The 16,341-nt window shown below is 62.3% G+C and carries 13 protein-coding genes; 3 read left to right on the top strand and 10 right to left on the bottom strand.

Annotated elements, in window-relative coordinates; genetic code table 11:
* Positions 1–5 precede the first annotated feature (5 nt).
* Positions 6–1,610 carry a CoA-transferase gene (locus AAGS40_RS26000; protein ID WP_345817367.1) on the bottom strand — a complete coding sequence of 535 codons (1,605 nt, stop codon included), beginning with the start codon at positions 1,608–1,610 and terminating at the stop codon, positions 6–8.
* 274 nt (positions 1,611–1,884) lie between these two features.
* Here AAGS40_RS26000 and AAGS40_RS25995 point away from each other — a divergent pair, with 274 nt between their 5' ends.
* Together AAGS40_RS25995 and AAGS40_RS25990 are read left to right on the top strand one after the other, a co-directional pair.
* The gene (locus AAGS40_RS25995; RefSeq protein ID WP_345817366.1) at positions 1,885–3,072 is read left to right on the top strand and encodes a porin; all 1,188 of its coding nucleotides are present in this window, start codon (positions 1,885–1,887) and stop codon (positions 3,070–3,072) included.
* Positions 3,073–3,208: 136 nt separating this feature from the next.
* A complete protein-coding gene (locus tag AAGS40_RS25990; RefSeq protein ID WP_345817364.1) occupies positions 3,209–4,213 on the top strand; it encodes a Gfo/Idh/MocA family oxidoreductase in 1,005 nt (334 codons plus the stop codon).
* Between the two features lie 195 nt (positions 4,214–4,408).
* On the opposite strand, the gene AAGS40_RS25985 is transcribed toward AAGS40_RS25990, so the two are convergent.
* The 7 genes from AAGS40_RS25985 to AAGS40_RS25955 form a co-directional block, all read right to left on the bottom strand.
* The gene (locus AAGS40_RS25985; protein WP_345817363.1) at positions 4,409–5,677 is read right to left on the bottom strand and encodes an MFS transporter; all 1,269 of its coding nucleotides are present in this window, start codon (positions 5,675–5,677) and stop codon (positions 4,409–4,411) included.
* Positions 5,674–6,840: a CoA transferase gene (locus tag AAGS40_RS25980; RefSeq protein WP_345817361.1), complete on the bottom strand. Its 1,167-nt coding sequence runs from the start codon at positions 6,838–6,840 to the stop codon at positions 5,674–5,676. The genes AAGS40_RS25985 and AAGS40_RS25980 overlap by 4 nt, the downstream gene beginning before the upstream one ends.
* An 11-nt stretch (positions 6,841–6,851) precedes the next feature.
* The gene (locus AAGS40_RS25975) at positions 6,852–7,859 is read right to left on the bottom strand and encodes a 2-dehydropantoate 2-reductase (RefSeq protein WP_345817360.1); all 1,008 of its coding nucleotides are present in this window, start codon (positions 7,857–7,859) and stop codon (positions 6,852–6,854) included.
* Between the two features lie 8 nt (positions 7,860–7,867).
* Positions 7,868–8,566, bottom strand: coding sequence for an SDR family NAD(P)-dependent oxidoreductase (locus AAGS40_RS25970; protein ID WP_345817358.1), 699 nt, complete (start codon positions 8,564–8,566; stop codon positions 7,868–7,870).
* 68 nt (positions 8,567–8,634) lie between these two features.
* Positions 8,635–9,783: a CoA transferase gene (locus tag AAGS40_RS25965; protein ID WP_345817357.1), complete on the bottom strand. Its 1,149-nt coding sequence runs from the start codon at positions 9,781–9,783 to the stop codon at positions 8,635–8,637.
* A gap of 59 nt (positions 9,784–9,842) precedes the next feature.
* Positions 9,843–10,733, bottom strand: a complete 891-nt coding sequence (locus tag AAGS40_RS25960; RefSeq protein WP_345817355.1) for an enoyl-CoA hydratase/isomerase family protein — start codon at positions 10,731–10,733, stop codon at positions 9,843–9,845.
* 81 nt (positions 10,734–10,814) lie between these two features.
* Positions 10,815–12,317, bottom strand: a complete 1,503-nt coding sequence (locus AAGS40_RS25955; protein WP_345817353.1) for an aldehyde dehydrogenase family protein — start codon at positions 12,315–12,317, stop codon at positions 10,815–10,817.
* 209 nt (positions 12,318–12,526) lie between these two features.
* Between AAGS40_RS25955 and AAGS40_RS25950 the strand changes: the two genes are divergently transcribed.
* Positions 12,527–13,360 (top strand): GntR family transcriptional regulator, encoded by an 834-nt coding sequence (locus AAGS40_RS25950; protein WP_345817351.1) that lies wholly within the window; start codon positions 12,527–12,529, stop codon positions 13,358–13,360.
* A 48-nt stretch (positions 13,361–13,408) separates the two neighbouring features.
* On the opposite strand, the gene AAGS40_RS25945 is transcribed toward AAGS40_RS25950, so the two are convergent.
* Positions 13,409–14,668: an ABC transporter substrate-binding protein gene (locus AAGS40_RS25945; protein ID WP_345817350.1), complete on the bottom strand. Its 1,260-nt coding sequence runs from the start codon at positions 14,666–14,668 to the stop codon at positions 13,409–13,411.
* 197 nt (positions 14,669–14,865) lie between these two features.
* Positions 14,866–16,104 (bottom strand): MFS transporter, encoded by a 1,239-nt coding sequence (locus AAGS40_RS25940; protein WP_345817349.1) that lies wholly within the window; start codon positions 16,102–16,104, stop codon positions 14,866–14,868.
* Positions 16,105–16,341 lie beyond the last annotated feature (237 nt).

Below are 16,341 nucleotides of genomic sequence, written 5' to 3'. Positions count from 1 at the left end.
CTTGTCTATTGGTCGTTCAGCAGCGCTTTGACTTTGGGATGCATCGGCAATGGCTCGCTTTTGAGTCGCGCCTGCAAACCGAGCGATCCATTGGAAAAGACTTCGGCGGGCATTGTTTTCAGATCGGGCGCCACGTCGATCCCGAATGGAATACGGTCGAGTACATCCTTTTGCAGATCGATGCCGGGTGCAATCTCAATCAGCGTCAAGCCATCGCGCAGGAGCGAAAAGACGGCCCGCTCCGTGACATAGAGGACGGTCTGCCCCGCTTCGCGTGCATTTTTCGAGCTGAACGATATCTGCGCGAGCGATTCGACGAACTTCGAATGACGCCCTTCCTCGACAATCTTCAATGCGCCGTTCTCGACCGCAACCGTCAGACCGCCTGCGGTGAACGAGCCGCCGAACACCATCTTCTTGGCGTTCTGGCTAATGTTGATGAAGCCGCCGACGCCGACCAGGCGATCGGCGAAGCGCGTGATATTGACGTTACCAGTACGGTCGATTTCGACGCAGGAGAGGAACGCGATGTCGATCCCACCGCCGTCATAGAAGTCGAATTGATAGGGCTGGTCGACGATGGCTGCATAGTTGCGCGCCGCGCCTGCATCGAGTCCATTGGCAGGCGCGCCACCGGTCAGACCTTGCTCATTGGTCAGGGTGACGAGATCCAGAACATCTTCCCGCGCGGCAACCAGACCGATACCCGTACATACGCCTGAGCCGATATTGCAGACCGCGCCGCGCCTCAACTCCAGCGCAGCGCGCCGTGCGATCACGCCGCGTTCGTCAAGCGGCAACTCAGGAAACGTCGTGAGCGGCGTCTTCAGTTCACCGGCAAACGAGGGGTCGTAAAAAGTCTGGTAGGTCTGCATCTGGTTCGGTTCCACAACGACGAAATCCACCAGATTGCCGGGAATCTTGACGCTTTTCGCGGGCAGCGTGCCACGCTTTGCAAGCCGCTTGACCTGGACGATCACCACGCCGCCGCAGCGCCGCACGGCCTGGGCCATCGACAGCATTTCACCAAAAATTGCTTCGTGCTCGTGCGAGATATTGCCGTCCTCGTCAGCAGTCGTGCCGCGCAACAACGCCACATCCGGTTTGAACGACTTGTAGAACAGCCACTCGCGCCCGTCACGTTCGACCAGTTCGACCAGGTCTTCAGTTGCAATCGAACTCTGTTTGCCGCCCTGATGACGCGGGTCGACGAAGGTGTTCAATCCGACATGGGTCGTCAGACCCGGCCGCCCGCCCGCAATTTCGCGGATGAGTTGCGAGAGCACGCCCTGCGGCAACGTGTACGCCTCGATGCGATTGGCCATGGCCAGTTTCGCGATCGGCGGTGCGTCGACGATCGTCCCGCAAACCACGCGCTTGAGCAGCCCCTCATGTGCAAAGTGGCTCGCACCCAGCTCGTTACCACGATTTCCGAGACCGACCGGATGAATCGCCGTGATTTTGCGCGGTGCTCCTTCTTCCTTGAAGCGCCGCTCGATTGCAGCGAGTAGGGCCTCGGGCACCGCCATGCCGGAGCCGGAGCCCGTGATCAATACCGTGTCGCCATCGCCAATCAGTCGAGCGGCCTGAGCTGCCGTACCCAGATGCATGCCTGTCTCCGTTTTAGTTGGAAATCTTTTCCAGAAAGCTTTTTCAGATTAGGGCAACGAAAACCATTCGTCAACACTTCGACACATGTCCTGCCGTCGCAACGGGTCGGTACAAGCCCTGGTGAAAAATCGCTTGCATCCCGGCGAGCGAGCCGCCTTATAATTCTTGGAAACATTTTCTAGAATAGTTTTCCAACTTTTAAAACGCCTGCACCACCGGTGTCTACAACCGGACATCGCCCGTCGCGACAACGATAATCAGGAGATTGGAGACATGAAGAAGCACGCGCTAACCGCTGCCTTAACGTTGCTGTGCGCCACTTACGCACATGCGCAAACCTCGGTGACCCTGTATGGGCTGATCGACGAAGGACTGCAGTTCGTGAACAACAACAAGAACGTCGTGAATGGCCGCAACGTGGGTGGGCGTCAGTGGACGCTCGACTCGACGAACGGCATCAACGGCAGCCGCTGGGGTCTGAAAGGATCGGAAGATCTGGGCGGCGGGCTGGCCGCCATCTTTACCCTTGAGTCGGGTGTCAACCTGAACAACGGCGCGCTCGCACAAGGCGGTGCGGAGTTCGGTCGCCAGGCGTTCGTTGGGATTTCCAGTGCGACGTTCGGCGCGATCACCCTCGGTCGTCAATACGACTCGACCTTCTGGTACGTCCAGCCCGTGACAACGCTGGGTTATCTCGGCAGCGCCGCTTTCGCTCATCCCGGCGACCTCGATAACACGAACAATTCCCTGCGTCTGAACAACACGATCCGGTACGCCAGCGCCAACTATCACGGGCTGACGTTCGGCGGGGAATGGAGCCTCGGCGGACAGGCAGGCAACATCACTGGCGGCAGCGGATACAACGCAGGGGTCGCGTACACGAATGGCTCGCTCGCACTCGGCGCGGCTTATGAATACTTCAAGAATCCTACGGGCGCGGCGGGCAGCACCGGCTTCTTCACCGGGAACCCGAATGGCGCCACTCAGTTGAGCGGCGTGCTGAATAGCGGCTATGTCAGTGCGAGTTCGTATCAGGTCATTGCTGCGGGCGCAACCTATACGATGGGTGGCGCGATCATGAATATCGGTTACTCGAATGTCGAGTACGGAAACATTACAGCACTCCGCGGTAATAGCGCGAAGTTCAACACGGCTGAAGCGGGCATCAAGTATCAGTTCACGCCGGCGTTCTACGCTGGACTTGGCTATACATACACGAAAGGCAATGCGGTCGACAACGGCACGGGTGGCACTGTCGGCAATCAGCACTTTAATCAGCTGGCCGCGCTGGCGGACTATTTCCTGTCGAAACGGACAGACTTTTACGCGGAGGCGTCTGTCCAGAAGGCGTCCGGCGTGTCCTCGACCGGCGGCGCCGCCGTCGCGAATATCGGCAATCTGGGCGACTCGTCAACGCCGCGGCAGGTCGCGATCAGGCTCGCGATGCGCCATCGGTTCTGACCGTCGCAATTGCTGGCCACCGTTAAAAACCGCGACGACAGTGCCGTACATCAGAGCAAACGCTACAGTGGCCCACCACGTCAGGGCGCTACTGAAGCTGTCGTCCATCCATTTCAGAATGCTTTTTTCCCGTTGAATGATGATGCGAACAATCGACCAGGCGGGCCAGCACGATCAAAGGGTTGGCCTTCGGTGGGGCATACTCGGCGCAGCGACCATTGCGGATTCGGTCATCCTACCCTCGCTTCGGCGGATAGGTAGTCGGGTCCCCGTTGTCGCGAGTAGAGACATCGAAAAAGCCACGCTACTTGCTCGTAAGCATGCGGTAAGTCACGTGACCGACAACTATAACGACGTCCTTTCGCATCCTGAGGTGGACGCAGTGTATGTCCCGGTTCCGAACGCGTTGCATTTCCCGTGGACCGTTGCAGCGCTCCGGGCTGGGAAACATGTTCTTTGCGAAAAACCGATCTGCATGCATGCCTCCGAGGTACGACAGCTGATTGAAGAACGTGATCGCAGCGGCTTGATCTGTGCGGAGGCAATCATGATCGTCCATCACCCGCAATGGGCGAGCGTGCGTCGGGCGATCTGCTCGGGTGAAATCGGTGATATTCGGCGGGTAGGAGGCGCGTTTACCTATTTTCGTGCGGACCCGGCATCGATCCGCAATAACCTGTCGCTCGGCGGTGGAAGTCTCCGCGATGTCGGCATGTATCCCATCATTGGGACGGCATTCGCAACCGGGCGGGACCCGGTAAGTGCACAAGGTGATCTGAGCTTCAGTGCGGCGTCGGGAACCGACACCGCCTCCGACTGTGTCATTGATTTCGGCGACTTCAAGCTCCAGTCATTCTGTAGCACGCTGATGGGCCGCAGGCAGTCGATGGTTTTCCATGGAGACAGAGGCTGGATCGAAATGACGGCACCGTTCACCACCAGCAACTACCACGACGCGAGCGTGATCAGGCACATCGATGGAGACGATCACCTGCACGTTGAACATTACGGTAGGACCCAGGAACAGTATGAGCGCATGTTGCTTGATTTTGAAAATTCGGTCGAGACTGGCGCAGCAGTGGCTTATCCGCTGGAACGCTCGCTTATTGTTCAAAGTCAGCTGGACGCGCTATTGGAATGACAATCACACTGGTGATTCCCCGGAATCGTGAAAACTTTTCAAGCTGTTCACCAAAGTCCCTGTGGTTTTCGCAGTAGCGATGCTATTCCGCCCACGCAGCGCAGTGTAGGCCCGCTATCTCGTCCCGAACTTCTCCGGCTCCCCGAAAATCAAAACATCGACCGGCGCACTGAATTGAGCCGGTATTGGAAAGGCTCAGGCGCCAAACCGCAGGTCACGCTCCCGCAAACCACACACCGCCAGCGCAGCAATCAACGCAAAGAGCGCGGCAGCCCAAAAGGCGGCCTGGTAGCCACCGGTGCGATCATAAAGCTGCGCGAACAGCGCGGGACCACAGCCGAGCCCCACGCTGAAGCAGAACATCAACGATCCATAGATCGCGCCCAGATGCCGCCGCCCGAATATACGCGATGCCATATAAGCGAGCGCGTCGACTTCCGAGCCGAGCGTGAAGCCGATCAGGATCGCCGCGACGGGCACTGTCCATGCGGAAATTCCGGCAACCAGGCAGAGATACCCCAGCGCCGCGCCAACGAACACGGCCGCTGTGATCCGCGGGGCGAAAAACCGGTCGAGCAGCGCGCCGAAGCCAAGGCGGCCAACCATCATCGCCGCCCCTACGATCGTCATCACGAACGCGCCTTGCTGCGCCTTCAAACCATAGTCCGACAGCACGACGGGAAGCACCCACGTGCCTGCCCCGACCACGACCGAAATCAGGAAGAAGCCGAGCGCCATCAGCCAGAACGCGCGCGTGCGCAAGGCCGCTCGCAAGGTCACGCCCGAGGGCGCTTCCAGGACGTCGGCGCGCGCGGTGGCGTGCACCGCCGCCGCGCCCAGGCGAGCCTCCCTGGGTGGCTCATGCAACAGCCACTGCACGGAAGGTACGCTGACCAGCCAGACGAATCCCGCGAGACTCAGGTACGCAGTCCGCCAGCCGACCGCCTCGATCAACGCGGCCGACAAAGGCGGCAGCACCGCCACGCCGAGACCGCTGAGCATCAACGCAAAGCCGAGCGCAATTCCCAGGTGTGCGTCGTACCAGCCGGCGACGGCCTTGACGTAAGTCACCGGCACCTGAGCCGCGCCGAGCAGAAAACTCAGCGCAAAGAACAGCACGAAACTGTTGGCGCTGTTCGACAGCAGCCCGACCATTGCCAGACCCAGCCCGAGCAGCGGCCCCGCAAAACGCGCGACCTGTCTCGCGCCGAAGCGATCCACCGCGAACCCGGTCAGCGGTCCGCACAGCGCCAGCAGGACCTGCCCATAGAGCACGGCGGAACTGATGCTCGTGCGCGACCAACCCGTATCGGCGACGATCGGCTTGACGAACACACCGAAGCTGAACAACAACACGGGTCCCGTGTTGACCAGCATATTCAGGCCCGCGCCGGCCACCACGGCAACGGCTCGCGCAGAACAGGCCGAACGCTCGTTGCGGCGCCACCGGGACAACGAGCTCATTGCGCCGCTCCCCAGGACGTTTGCCCATCATGCTCGCCCAAGCCCGGCGCAGGAAAACGCGCGGTGAGCAGGTGGCCGTCGAAGACACCCGGGTAGCGCACTGAACGTATCGGCCCCAATGGCGTGTCGAGCGTCGAGTAGAGCTGGTTGTGCAGCACCTGCGGATCGTCGAGATGTTGGTTCGGATCGTTCACCGGGCCGCATGGTACATCCATCTCGCGGAACATCGCGAGCCATTCAGCGCTGCCGCGCTCCTTCAGCGGCGCGGCAATACGCCGGAAAAACGTGCTGGTCATTTCCGCCTTGTCGGGGATCGCGCGCAGTTCGTCTTTCCATTCCGGATGTCCGATCGCTTCGAGCGTCTTCGCCAGTTGCTTGCCCGACACGGGCGACAACACGATATAGCCGTCTCGCGTCGCCATGACGGGCTGCGGCGGCGTGCGCCAGGCCGAATCGTCATCCAGATAGGTCCGATGCTGGAACATGTCCGGGAAATTGAAGTACGAAACCATGTCGAGCATCGACGTCTGAATGTACACGCCCTTGCCGCTGCGACCGCGCGCGAGCAGGCCGGCCAGCGCCAGCTGGCAAACGAAGCTGGCCGCGAGTTTGTCCACCATGAAACTGTTGGTCGCCTTCGGAACGCCGCCTGCCGCCTCGTACGCGATCAGGCCCGTTCGCCCTTGCACGAGGGCGTCGAAGACCGGTTCGCGCGCGGCATCGCCGTCGGGGCCATAGCCCGTGATCGACAGACGGATCAGCGACGCGTTGAGCGCCTCGACGGCTTCCTTGCCGACGCCGAGCTTGTCGGCGACGTGCGGACGCAGGTTGTCGATGTAGAGATCCGCGCCGCGCAGCAATGCCTTGAACGAGGCGAGACCTTCCGGCGACTTCAGGTCGAGCACGACACCTTCCTTGCCGCGATTGGCGTTCCCCCACACGATGCCCACACCATGACGGCTTGAGCCGAAATTGCGGTAGGGATCGCCGCCGGGCGGCTCGACCTTGATGACATCGGCGCCCAGATCGGACAACATCTGCGCGGCGAACGGCCCGGCCAAGTAGCTGGCGGCTTCAACGACCCTGATGCCGGCAAGCGGGCGCACGAAATGATCGCTATGGCTCGCCGTTGCGGCGGTTTCTGGCGTAGTGTCGATGGACATGTTGCGAAGGCTCACGAATGCTGCTGCGTGGAAAGGCTCGCCCTGCTGGCACGCAAAAGCGCAAGAGCGAGAACCGTGTCGATGGTGGGAGAAGGCGCGCCGGCCAGCACGCGTAACGCTGCGATCGATTGCGCGAGTACGTCGAGTTCGAGCGGACGCCCAAGCTCCAGATCCTGCAGCATCGACATCTTGTGGCCGCTCGCGCTGAGCGTGACCGCCATGCGTTTCTCCGGCGGCTGTGGAATCTGCACACCCAGCTTTCGCCCGATTGCATCGGCCTCGTCCATCATGGTGCGGACGGTAACTACGACACCCGCTGCCTCCGCCATTTCACCGAGGCGGGCAAGCGTAAGAATGGCCACCGGATTCCAGCACAGGCTGTTGACGAACTTCACCCAGATGTCGCCGCGAATGTTCTCGCGCATGGGCGCATGAAGCCCCGCCTCGGTCAGCAGTTCGCTCAGCAGCGCAGCCCGCGCGCTGCTCGAACCGTCGATCTCGCCGACCGGACAGGCCGCGCGCGAGCCGTCCTGAACGACGCAGCCTGGCGCGGGCGAGTGCGCGCCGATCCAGTAAGCAATCCCAAGCACCTGCGAGGGCGGCATGGCCTGCCAGTGCCGGTTGCCCGGATCGATGGCCGGCAGGCGGCTGTCCGCGAACTTGCCTTGCAGGCCGTGAAAGAAGTAATAGGGTATGGCAGTGGTCGGCGGCAGCACCGTGGTGTGCGCATCGATCAGCGGCACAATCGAGCCGAGCGCGCCATCGACCTGGTGGGCCTTCAGCGTGAGGAACACATAATCCTGCGGACCGAGTGCACGCGCGTCGTCGACAGCGTTGAGCGCGACGGAAAACGTCCCGCGCGGCGTCGTGACGTGCAGGCCGTCGGCGCGCAGCGCGGCAAGCGTACGCCCGCGCGCCACGACGCTGACTTCAGCGCGCGCCGCGCGCGCCAGATGCCCCGCGATGTATCCGCCTATCGCGCCGGCACCGACCACGGCAATCCGGATCTTCTGTGCCATGGTTGCGATTAGTAAAGTCCGCCGTTCACATCGACGATCGCGCCGTACATGTAACTGGCGGCGTCGCTCGTCAGAAAGCCCACCACGTTAGCGATTTCTTCAGGCTCCGCCGCACGCTGCGGGGCCGTGCCCGCAATGAATCTGTCGCGCGCCGCCTTCGGGACGGCGGCACCCATCGCGGTGTTCACCGTCCCGGGAGAGACCGCGTTCACGCGAATGCCATGCGCGCCCAACGGTTTGGCCAGGCCGCGCGTAATCGCCATCACCGCGGCTTTAGAGCCGCCGTAGTCCGTCACCGCGCTCCCGGTGTGCCCGACGATCGACGCGAGGTTGACGATCGCCCCACCCTCGCCTGTTTCGACGAGTCGCCGCGCCACCGCCTGCGACGCGAAGAACATACCGCGCACATTGACGTCGAACGTGAAGGCGTAGTCGGCGGGCGTGATATCGAAGAATGTCTTGCCATGCCAGACACCCGCATTGTTGACCAGCGCCCGAACCGTGCCGTAACGGCTGGCAATCGCGGAGAACGCTGCGCCGATTGCGTCGAGATCGGTGAGATCACACTGCTGATAGGCACCATCGCGCGCGCTCTTCTCCGCGATATCGAGGCCGACCGCGGTATAGCCCTGCTTTTCCAGCACCGTACAGATGGCCTGCCCAATCAGACCGTTCGACCCCGTCACCACAGCGATTTTTTCCGGCATGCTCTCTACTCCCATATGTATCATCGACGATCGAAACGCCGCTCATCCGGCGGTACGCCTCGACTTCTCTAGCGTGGTACCCAGGCGGCCGACGGATTCGCGAGCACGCTTTCGGTGTGCTCGCCAAGTTGCGGCGGCGGACGCCGGATCGCAGTCGGCGTCGCGGAAAATTGCAGCGGGTTCTTCAGCACGGCGAGCGGCCCCGCAGCCGGATGGTCGATCGTATGGACGAGTTTGCCGGCCACACGCGGATCGTGAAATACCTCGTCCCACGTGCGCACCGCGCCGTAAATTGCGCCCGCTTCGCGCAGCGAGCTTTCCCATTCGGCAAGCGTGCGCGTGCGGAAAGCGGCCGCGAGCCGCTCGTCGAGCACATGGCGATTCTTCAAACGCGCGGCTTTGGTCGCGAACAGCGGGTCGGTCGACATCTCCGCCAAGCCCAACGCGCGCGCAAGGATTGCCCAGAATTTGTCGTTGATCGAAATCACCATGACCTCGCGGCCATCGCGCGTCGCATAGGTGTTGTTCGGCACGATGTCCCAGTGCTCGTTGCCCGTGCGCGGCGGCGTCTTGCCGGTCGCCGCGTAATAGACGTCGCGCGGCGCGATGCTGAAGATCGACGCGTCGAGCATCGACAGATCGACGCGCTGCCCGACGCCGCTTTCATGGCGCGCGATCACCGCATTGAGAATGCCGGTCGTGGCGAGCAGCGCGGTCACGAGATCCGAGAAAGGAAAGCCGGTTTTCAATGGACCGCTTTGCGCTGTTCCGGTGATCTGCATCAGTCCGGACTCAGCTTGCACCACCTGGTCGAGCGCAGGTCGATCGCGGTCCTGACCATCACGGCCGAAGCCCGTAATCGAGCAATAAATGAGGCGAGGGTTGAGCGCCTGCAACGTCTCGTACCCCAGACCGAGCTTCTCGGCGAGTCCAGGCCGGAAGTTCTCGACGAGCACATCGGCCTCGGCCGCCAGCGCCTTTACCATGTCGCGCCCGTGCTCGGTCTTCAGATCGAGCACCACACCGTTGCGATTCATGCTCAGAAAGAACACACCGTCGCCGCCGAGCGTCACTTCGCCCGACGCGCGAAACGGATCACCTTCCGGCGCCTCGACCTTGATTACGTCGGCGCCGAAATCGCCGAGCATCATCGTGGCCATCGGGCCCGTCATCATTTGCGTGAAATCGAGCACGCGCAATTTCTTCAAAGCACCCAACGTCGTCTCCTTCTCATCAGTCCCATGAATTCACCTGCGCGACCGATCGCGCGGCGCGCTCAGGCTGCGGTGTCGGTTCCGTCCGCCGGTTTGTAGAACGCTTCGCGACCGTGGCTCGACGCCCTGACGCCGGACTCGCGCTTCGCTTTCATGAAATTGAATTCGTCCTTTTCGTAGCGCACATTGGTGGCGAGCGCGTGCATCACGTAGCCGTAAGAGAACTGGCTCGTGAGCCGCAACGAGTCGTAAGCCAGATGCGCAGCGGCCTTGCCGATCGCCAGACCGTCGCGCGGCAAACGGACGATACGCTCGGCCCACGCTTCACCCGCCTCTGTCAGTTCCGCCTGCGGTACGACCTTATTCACGAGGCCGGCGCTCAACGCTTCCTGGGCGCTCCACAATTCCGCGAGCAAAAGCAGTTCGCGCGCTTTCCGCGGCCCCATTGCCATGATTTCCCACGCGCCGAAATATGACGCGCCCGACAAGCCGAGCTTCTGTTCGGGATGGCCGATCTTTGCGTTGTCCGAAGCGATCGACAGATCGCACCCTTCGGCGATATACAGCCCCGCACCGATGCAGTACCCGCTGATCAGCGCAAGCGTCGGCTTGGGCGACAGAAAGATCCGCTGAAAACGGGCGATGTAGTGCCGGTCGTGATGCAAACGCGCCCGCTGGCTGGGTCGACGCGGCTTGCCGTTCGCGTCGAGTTGCGGCTCGCCATATTCATGACCGACTTCGGCCAGATCGTGTCCGGTGCAGAAGTCGCCTCCCGCGCCGCGAAACACGATCACGCGCACGTCGTCATCGGCCTCCGCGCGATCCAGGTGATCCATGAGCGTGTCGAACATCCGCTCGGTCAACGCGTTCTTTTTCTCAGGGCGATTAAAGGTGATGTAAGCGCGGCCGTCGCGCGCTTCGTAGGTCACCAGCTGATTAGGGGTATCGGTCACTTCATTTACCTCTTTAGTGGCACCAAAAAACGTCGGGATAGCGCTCGGCGGATTCCCAGCGCGGCGCTTGCTGGCGGGACGTCAATCGAGATTGATGGCGACGCTCTTTACTTCGGTATATAGCTCGAGCGCCTCCCGGCCCCGTTCCCGGCCCCAGCCGGACTGACGGAAGCCGCCGAATGGCAAAGCCGGATCAGGCACGGAATGCACGTTCACGCCGACCGAGCCGGCCTTGATGCGCCGGGCGAGTTTGTGCGCGACGCTGAGGTCTCGTGTCCGGATGCTGGCCGCCAGCCCGTAGTTCGTATCGTTCGCGATGGCCGCGAGCCGCTCGATCTCGCTGTCGCGGAAACTCATCGCGCAGAGCACCGGGCCGAAGATCTCTTCGCGCACCACCGACATTGTCGGCAACGTGTCCTTGAGCACTGCGGGCGTGATGAAATGCCCCCGGGTGGCGTCGCTCGGCGCGCCGCCGAGCACCGTCGCGCCGTCCGCGCGCGCGGCTTCGAGAAAGCCGGTGACGCGGGCGTGCTGTTCGGCTGAGATCAACGGCCCCATCTTCGTATCGGCGTCAAGCCCGTAACCGATCCGCCAGCCGGCCACCTCCGTGTACACCTGCTCGACGAGTTCGTCATAGATGCGCTCGTGCACGTAAAGGCGGGTGCCCGCGGAGCACACCTGGCCGGTATTGAAGAAAGCGGCACGCGCGAGCGCCGGCGCAGCCTTCGCAACATCTGTGTCGGGAAAAACGATGACGGGCGATTTGCCGCCCAATTCAAGTGACACACGCTTCATGTTGCCGAGCGCCGCCTGCACGACGAGCTTGCCGACTTCGGTCGAGCCCGTGAAAGCGATCTTGTCCACCTGAGGATGGGCGGCCAATGCCGCCCCGGCCGTTTCACCATAGCCTGTCACGACGTTCACCACGCCGGGCGGAATGCCTGCTTCGAGCACCAGTTCGCCCAGACGCAGCGCGGTGAGCGGGGTTTGCTCGGCCGGCTTGAGGACGATCGTGCAGCCCGCGGCGAGCGCCGGCGCGATTTTCCACACCGCCATACCGAGCGGATAGTTCCACGGAACGATCTGGCCGACGACGCCGATGGGTTCGCGTGTCGTATAGGCATGCCATTCGCCCGGCACGGACACGTCGACGGTTTCGCCGCCGAACTTGGTCGTCCACCCGGCGAAGTAGCGCACCATCTCTACCGAACTGAGGACGTCGACCGCCCGCGCGAACACCACCGGCTTACCGTTGTCGAGCGATTCGAGCTGGGCCAGTTCGTCGGCGTGGTCGTGCATGAGATCGGCGAGTTTCCACAGCAGTCTGGCGCGCTCCGCGGGCTTCACGCGCCGCCACGGTCCGCCGTCGAAAGCCTGGCGCGCGGCCTGCACGGCGCGGTCGATGTCGGCGGCTTCGCCAGCGGCGACGCGCGTCAACAATTCGGCCGTACCGGGGTCTTCGACATCGAGCGTCCGGCCAGACTGCGCCTCGCTCCACTTGCCGTCGATCAGCAACCCATGAGCGCGCCGGACAAACTCGCGCGTTGCTTCGCTGAGTGACGGATGGGCTATTCCACGTTGCATCGCTCATCTCCTGACAAGAGCTACCCGAGAACAAAAATGGCAGTCACTCGGTGCTAATGTCCTAAAGATTAAATGGTTCAACCTTTAAAGTAAACTACTTCGAACAACGAAGCGCTTCGCTGCGTTGCCGCGCAAAAAAAGACGAAGCAACGATTCACCGCGGCATTCGCAGCGGTTACCATCGACCTGAAGCTAACCAGGTGCGACCCATGCCCATTGCTCAACGATCGAAGCCGGCCACGCCGATGCCCGCGCCCCAAGCTAACGGTGCGCCGGAGTCGTGCGCGCCGCGCTCGCCCATGCAGGCTCGTCGCGCGTTCGAAGAAGTCGCCTTGCAGATTCGCTCGCAACTGAGCAGAGGCGAGCTGCGTCCGGGCGATCGGCTTCCCGCGGAACGCGATCTCGCCGAGCAGTTCGGCCTGAGTCGCAACACCGTGCGCGAAGCCTTGCGAACGCTAGAAATCTCCGGCGTGCTGGAATTCCGGAAAGGGACCACCGGTGGCGCTTTCGTGCGCGAAGGCCAGGGCGACGGCGTGGTGACCGGCATTGCCGACCTGTTTCGCCTCGGCATGCTTGGCCATGAACATCTGACCGAAGCGCGCACGGTGGTTGCGCTGGCAACCCTGCGCGCGACCTGCGAGCGTGGGTCCGAGGCAGATCTGGATGCGCTGGTCAACAACGTTCGCGCCGCCGAAATCGCCGTGAAAGCGGGTCGCATCGGCGAGCGCGTGTCGATCAATCTGGAGTTTTTCCGCATCCTGGCGAACGCGTCGCGCAATCCGCTGCTCATCATCCTCACTGATGCGATGATCGAGATTCAGGTGTTGCTGCTCGAGGTGCTGACACCGGCGCCGAGCAGTACGGTGATGGCTTCGCGTCGGCGCCTGCTCAAGCATCTGCTGGCGCGAGACACGGCGCGCGCGGTCGCGGAAATGGAGGTGCACCTGAAGACGCTCGAACGGCACTATCTGCCGCAGCGCCGTGACGCGGTGAATGGTCCTTCCCGAGCCGGGACGTGGCAGAAAGTGAAGCGTCGCACCTGAAGTCGGGCGCGCCGGCGTCACTTGCTCCCATGCAAACGGACGGGCCGATCAGGGTCTCGGCCGGAATGCGTCGAGATTCGCGGACTCGAAACGTGTGCCGTTCCCCGCCACCTCGATGAACGTGAACCAGCGCGCGTCAGGCGGTCCCTGGTGCCGGGTTGTGCTGAACTGGTAGTGCGTGCCCGCCGCGCCTTCGATGCCGTCGAACGAGCCGATCTTTTCAACAGCGTCGCGCAACGCGAGTCGCGCCTGCTCGACGTTGCCACTATCAACCGCCTTGAGCACTTCGGGTTGGGCCAACGCGCGGAAGGCGGCGTGCGCCGCGTCGTAGGCCACAGCCGGATAAAGATTCGGCAGATGCGGACCAAAGCGCGAATTGAACGCGACAAAAAACGCCTTCACGTCGGCACGATTCGGATCGACGGTATTCGGCACCAGCACGCCGTCCGCACTTGAGCCCGCCAGCTTCAGCAGCGCCTGTTGCAGCGCGCTGCGCACCACGATGGTGGGCGTTCGCAGATTCAATTGCTGAGCGGTTCGCAGCACGCGCGCGCCGTCCGCCGGATAGGGAAAGATCACCATTGCGTCGGGCCTCGCGTCGCGGATACTCAGCAGTTGCGGCGTGAGATCGGCCGCGCCGGTGTCGTAGGTCTGCTGGACGACCACGGCAATGCGGCGAGCCGCCAGCGCAGCTACCATTGCGCGCTGGCCGTCGATACCGAACGGCGCCGAGCAGTTGATGATTGCAATGCGCCGGAAGCCCTGCTTCGCCAACAGATCGGCCACGGCTCCGGCATCCTGCCGGTTGGCCGGGCCGAAGCGAAACAACCAGGGCGCGGGCGGGTCGGTGAGTTTGTCGACGGTCGCGCCCATGACGAAGAACGGAATCCTGTCCTCATTGGCAACTGCAGCAATACCCGTCGCGACCGCGGCCGGGTTGGCACCGATAATGAGCAACGCGTGATCGTCTTCCGCACAGCGCGCGGCAAACGAAGCCGAGAGTTGTGGATCCGTCTTGCCGTCATAACCGATCAGTTGCACCTGATGGCCGGCAATGCCGCCCGCGGCGTTGATCTCGTCGACGGCGAGCTGCACAGCCCGATAACCCTGCGTACCCGTATCGGCGGCGGCGCCGCTGCGATCATCGATATGGCAGATCGTCAGCGCGGGGGCCGCGGCGACTGCGCTACGGGCCCATGCAAGCGCCAGCAGCGCGAGCGTCAGGGCTTGCAGGAACCGCGGCGCCAGACGGCGCATCCGCCGTCCAGAGTCGGGTACAGCCAAGATCCAGCCGGAAGCTCGCCGCATGATGTCTCCTGATCGATGGTCGTATTCGATTTATTGATTGGATCAACCATTTAAAATTAGGTCATGGACAACAGCGGTGTCAAGCCTACCCATACCAGGGGAAACGACGTGATCGTCAGGAATACGCGGGGATACTCAGCAATAACACCGCTAAATGGAAGCGTGCCCAGCGCTGCACAAGACTGCACACGGCTGGCTCAGGATTCCGCCACCGCGTGGCGACGCACGAGGCACAGCAAAAGCACGCCCAACAAAGGGCCAATCGCAATGACGGCCAGCGTGTTGTTCAACGAACGTCCATGCTGGAACACATATCCTGCGACGAGCGGCGAGATGAAGCTACCCACCGACCACACGGTATTGACGAAGCCCGCCGCCGCCCCCGCCAGTTGCGGACCGGACGCCTGCGTGTACAGACCGATCAGAAGCGGCGTATAGCCGTACGCCGCCGCGCCGAGGAAAGGCGCGAGCACATAGTATGCGGAGATCGACTGGCAGTGACCAAACGCAATCAGCAGCACGATGAACAGGGCAAGATCAACGGTCGCCACGAGTCTCGCGTAGCGGATCAGCTTGTCGTACAGCCAGCCAAAGAGCGGTTTGGACACGAACGCGCCGACGCCGAACCACACGAGAACCGATCCGGCGATCACGGGCGACACGCCGTGCGCAACCGTCATCAACGCGTTCGCCCACGCGACGAACCCGAGCGTGCCATAGAGCGCGCCGGCGCCGCCGAGCGCGAGCAAGACGAGGTTGCGGTTCTTCAATAACGCGACAATCTGGCGCGAAGTGATGCGCGGAACCGACTGGCCGTCCGGCGTATTCTTCACGACGACCAGACAGATCAGCGCGAACACCAGCGTCGCGAGCCCCAGTATCTGATAGGCCGCCTGCCAGCCATAGGCCGCGGCAATGCGCGGCACCGCCGCGTTCGCCACCACCACGGACACCGACGTACCAGTCGCCCAGATACCAAACGCGCGCCCTTTATCCTTGCCGAACCAGACGGTCAGGATCTTGATCGTCGCGCCATATTCCGCGCCGGCAGCAAAACCCATCAGCAGATGCACAGCGACAGCCATCCAGAAGGTCTGCACGAAACCGAAGCAGAAGGTCAACCCGCCGAGCGGGAACATCGAAATCGCCAGCGTCGCGCGGCTGCCAAATTTGTCCGCGAGAATGCCGCCGACAGGACACGACACCGTGTAACCGACATAAAAAGCCGTGGTCAGCGAGCCAAGCAGCGCGAGTCTGAAACCGAGCGCGTGTCCCACCGGCGCGGCGATGCTTGCCCATGCAAAGCGATCGACGCAACTCACCATGAACGCCGCCCAGATCACCAGCAGGATTACCCAGCGGAAGCCACCGGCCGTTGCTGCCGACGTTGCGGCTGCAGGTCCGTCACCCACTGCAAGTTGTGCGCGCGACTTCATCGTCTCTTTCTCCTCGATCGCCTCGATGCGGATTCGGCGTGGGTTGTGCCACTGCAGACATCCTAACGCCCAATGATTAATGGTTCATCCATTGTCTATATGAAGCGATTGATGTATACCCTGCGACGTTACGAAACCGCAGATCCTGGCGCCTGCTCAAAACCGAAGCCGACGCCAAATCGCCAGCCGCAATTGACAACGCCCGCTGCGTAACAATATATTAATGGTTCATCCAAT

Origin of the sequence: Paraburkholderia sp. PREW-6R (genome assembly GCF_039621805.1) — a bacterium.
GTDB lineage: Bacteria > Pseudomonadota > Gammaproteobacteria > Burkholderiales > Burkholderiaceae > Paraburkholderia.
This window is presented reverse-complemented; position numbering and strand designations above follow the sequence as displayed.

Bases quoted from the DNA above. Each gene is read 5' to 3' on its own strand.
- AAGS40_RS25990 (WP_345817364.1), top strand. From the start codon at position 3,209: ATGATGATGCGAACAATCGACCAGGCGGGCCAGCACGATCAAAGGGTT.
- AAGS40_RS25995 (WP_345817366.1), top strand. From the start codon at position 1,885: ATGAAGAAGCACGCGCTAACCGCTGCCTTAACGTTGCTGTGCGCCACT.
- AAGS40_RS25945 (WP_345817350.1), bottom strand. From the start codon at position 14,668: ATGCGGCGAGCTTCCGGCTGGATCTTGGCTGTACCCGACTCTGGACGG.
- AAGS40_RS25970 (WP_345817358.1), bottom strand. From the start codon at position 8,566: ATGCCGGAAAAAATCGCTGTGGTGACGGGGTCGAACGGTCTGATTGGG.
- AAGS40_RS25950 (WP_345817351.1), top strand. From the start codon at position 12,527: ATGCCCATTGCTCAACGATCGAAGCCGGCCACGCCGATGCCCGCGCCC.
- AAGS40_RS25980 (WP_345817361.1), bottom strand. From the start codon at position 6,840: ATGTCCATCGACACTACGCCAGAAACCGCCGCAACGGCGAGCCATAGC.
- AAGS40_RS25940 (WP_345817349.1), bottom strand. From the start codon at position 16,104: ATGAAGTCGCGCGCACAACTTGCAGTGGGTGACGGACCTGCAGCCGCA.
- AAGS40_RS25975 (WP_345817360.1), bottom strand. From the start codon at position 7,859: ATGGCACAGAAGATCCGGATTGCCGTGGTCGGTGCCGGCGCGATAGGC.
- AAGS40_RS25985 (WP_345817363.1), bottom strand. From the start codon at position 5,677: ATGAGCTCGTTGTCCCGGTGGCGCCGCAACGAGCGTTCGGCCTGTTCT.
- AAGS40_RS26000 (WP_345817367.1), bottom strand. From the start codon at position 1,610: ATGCATCTGGGTACGGCAGCTCAGGCCGCTCGACTGATTGGCGATGGC.
- AAGS40_RS25955 (WP_345817353.1), bottom strand. From the start codon at position 12,317: ATGCAACGTGGAATAGCCCATCCGTCACTCAGCGAAGCAACGCGCGAG.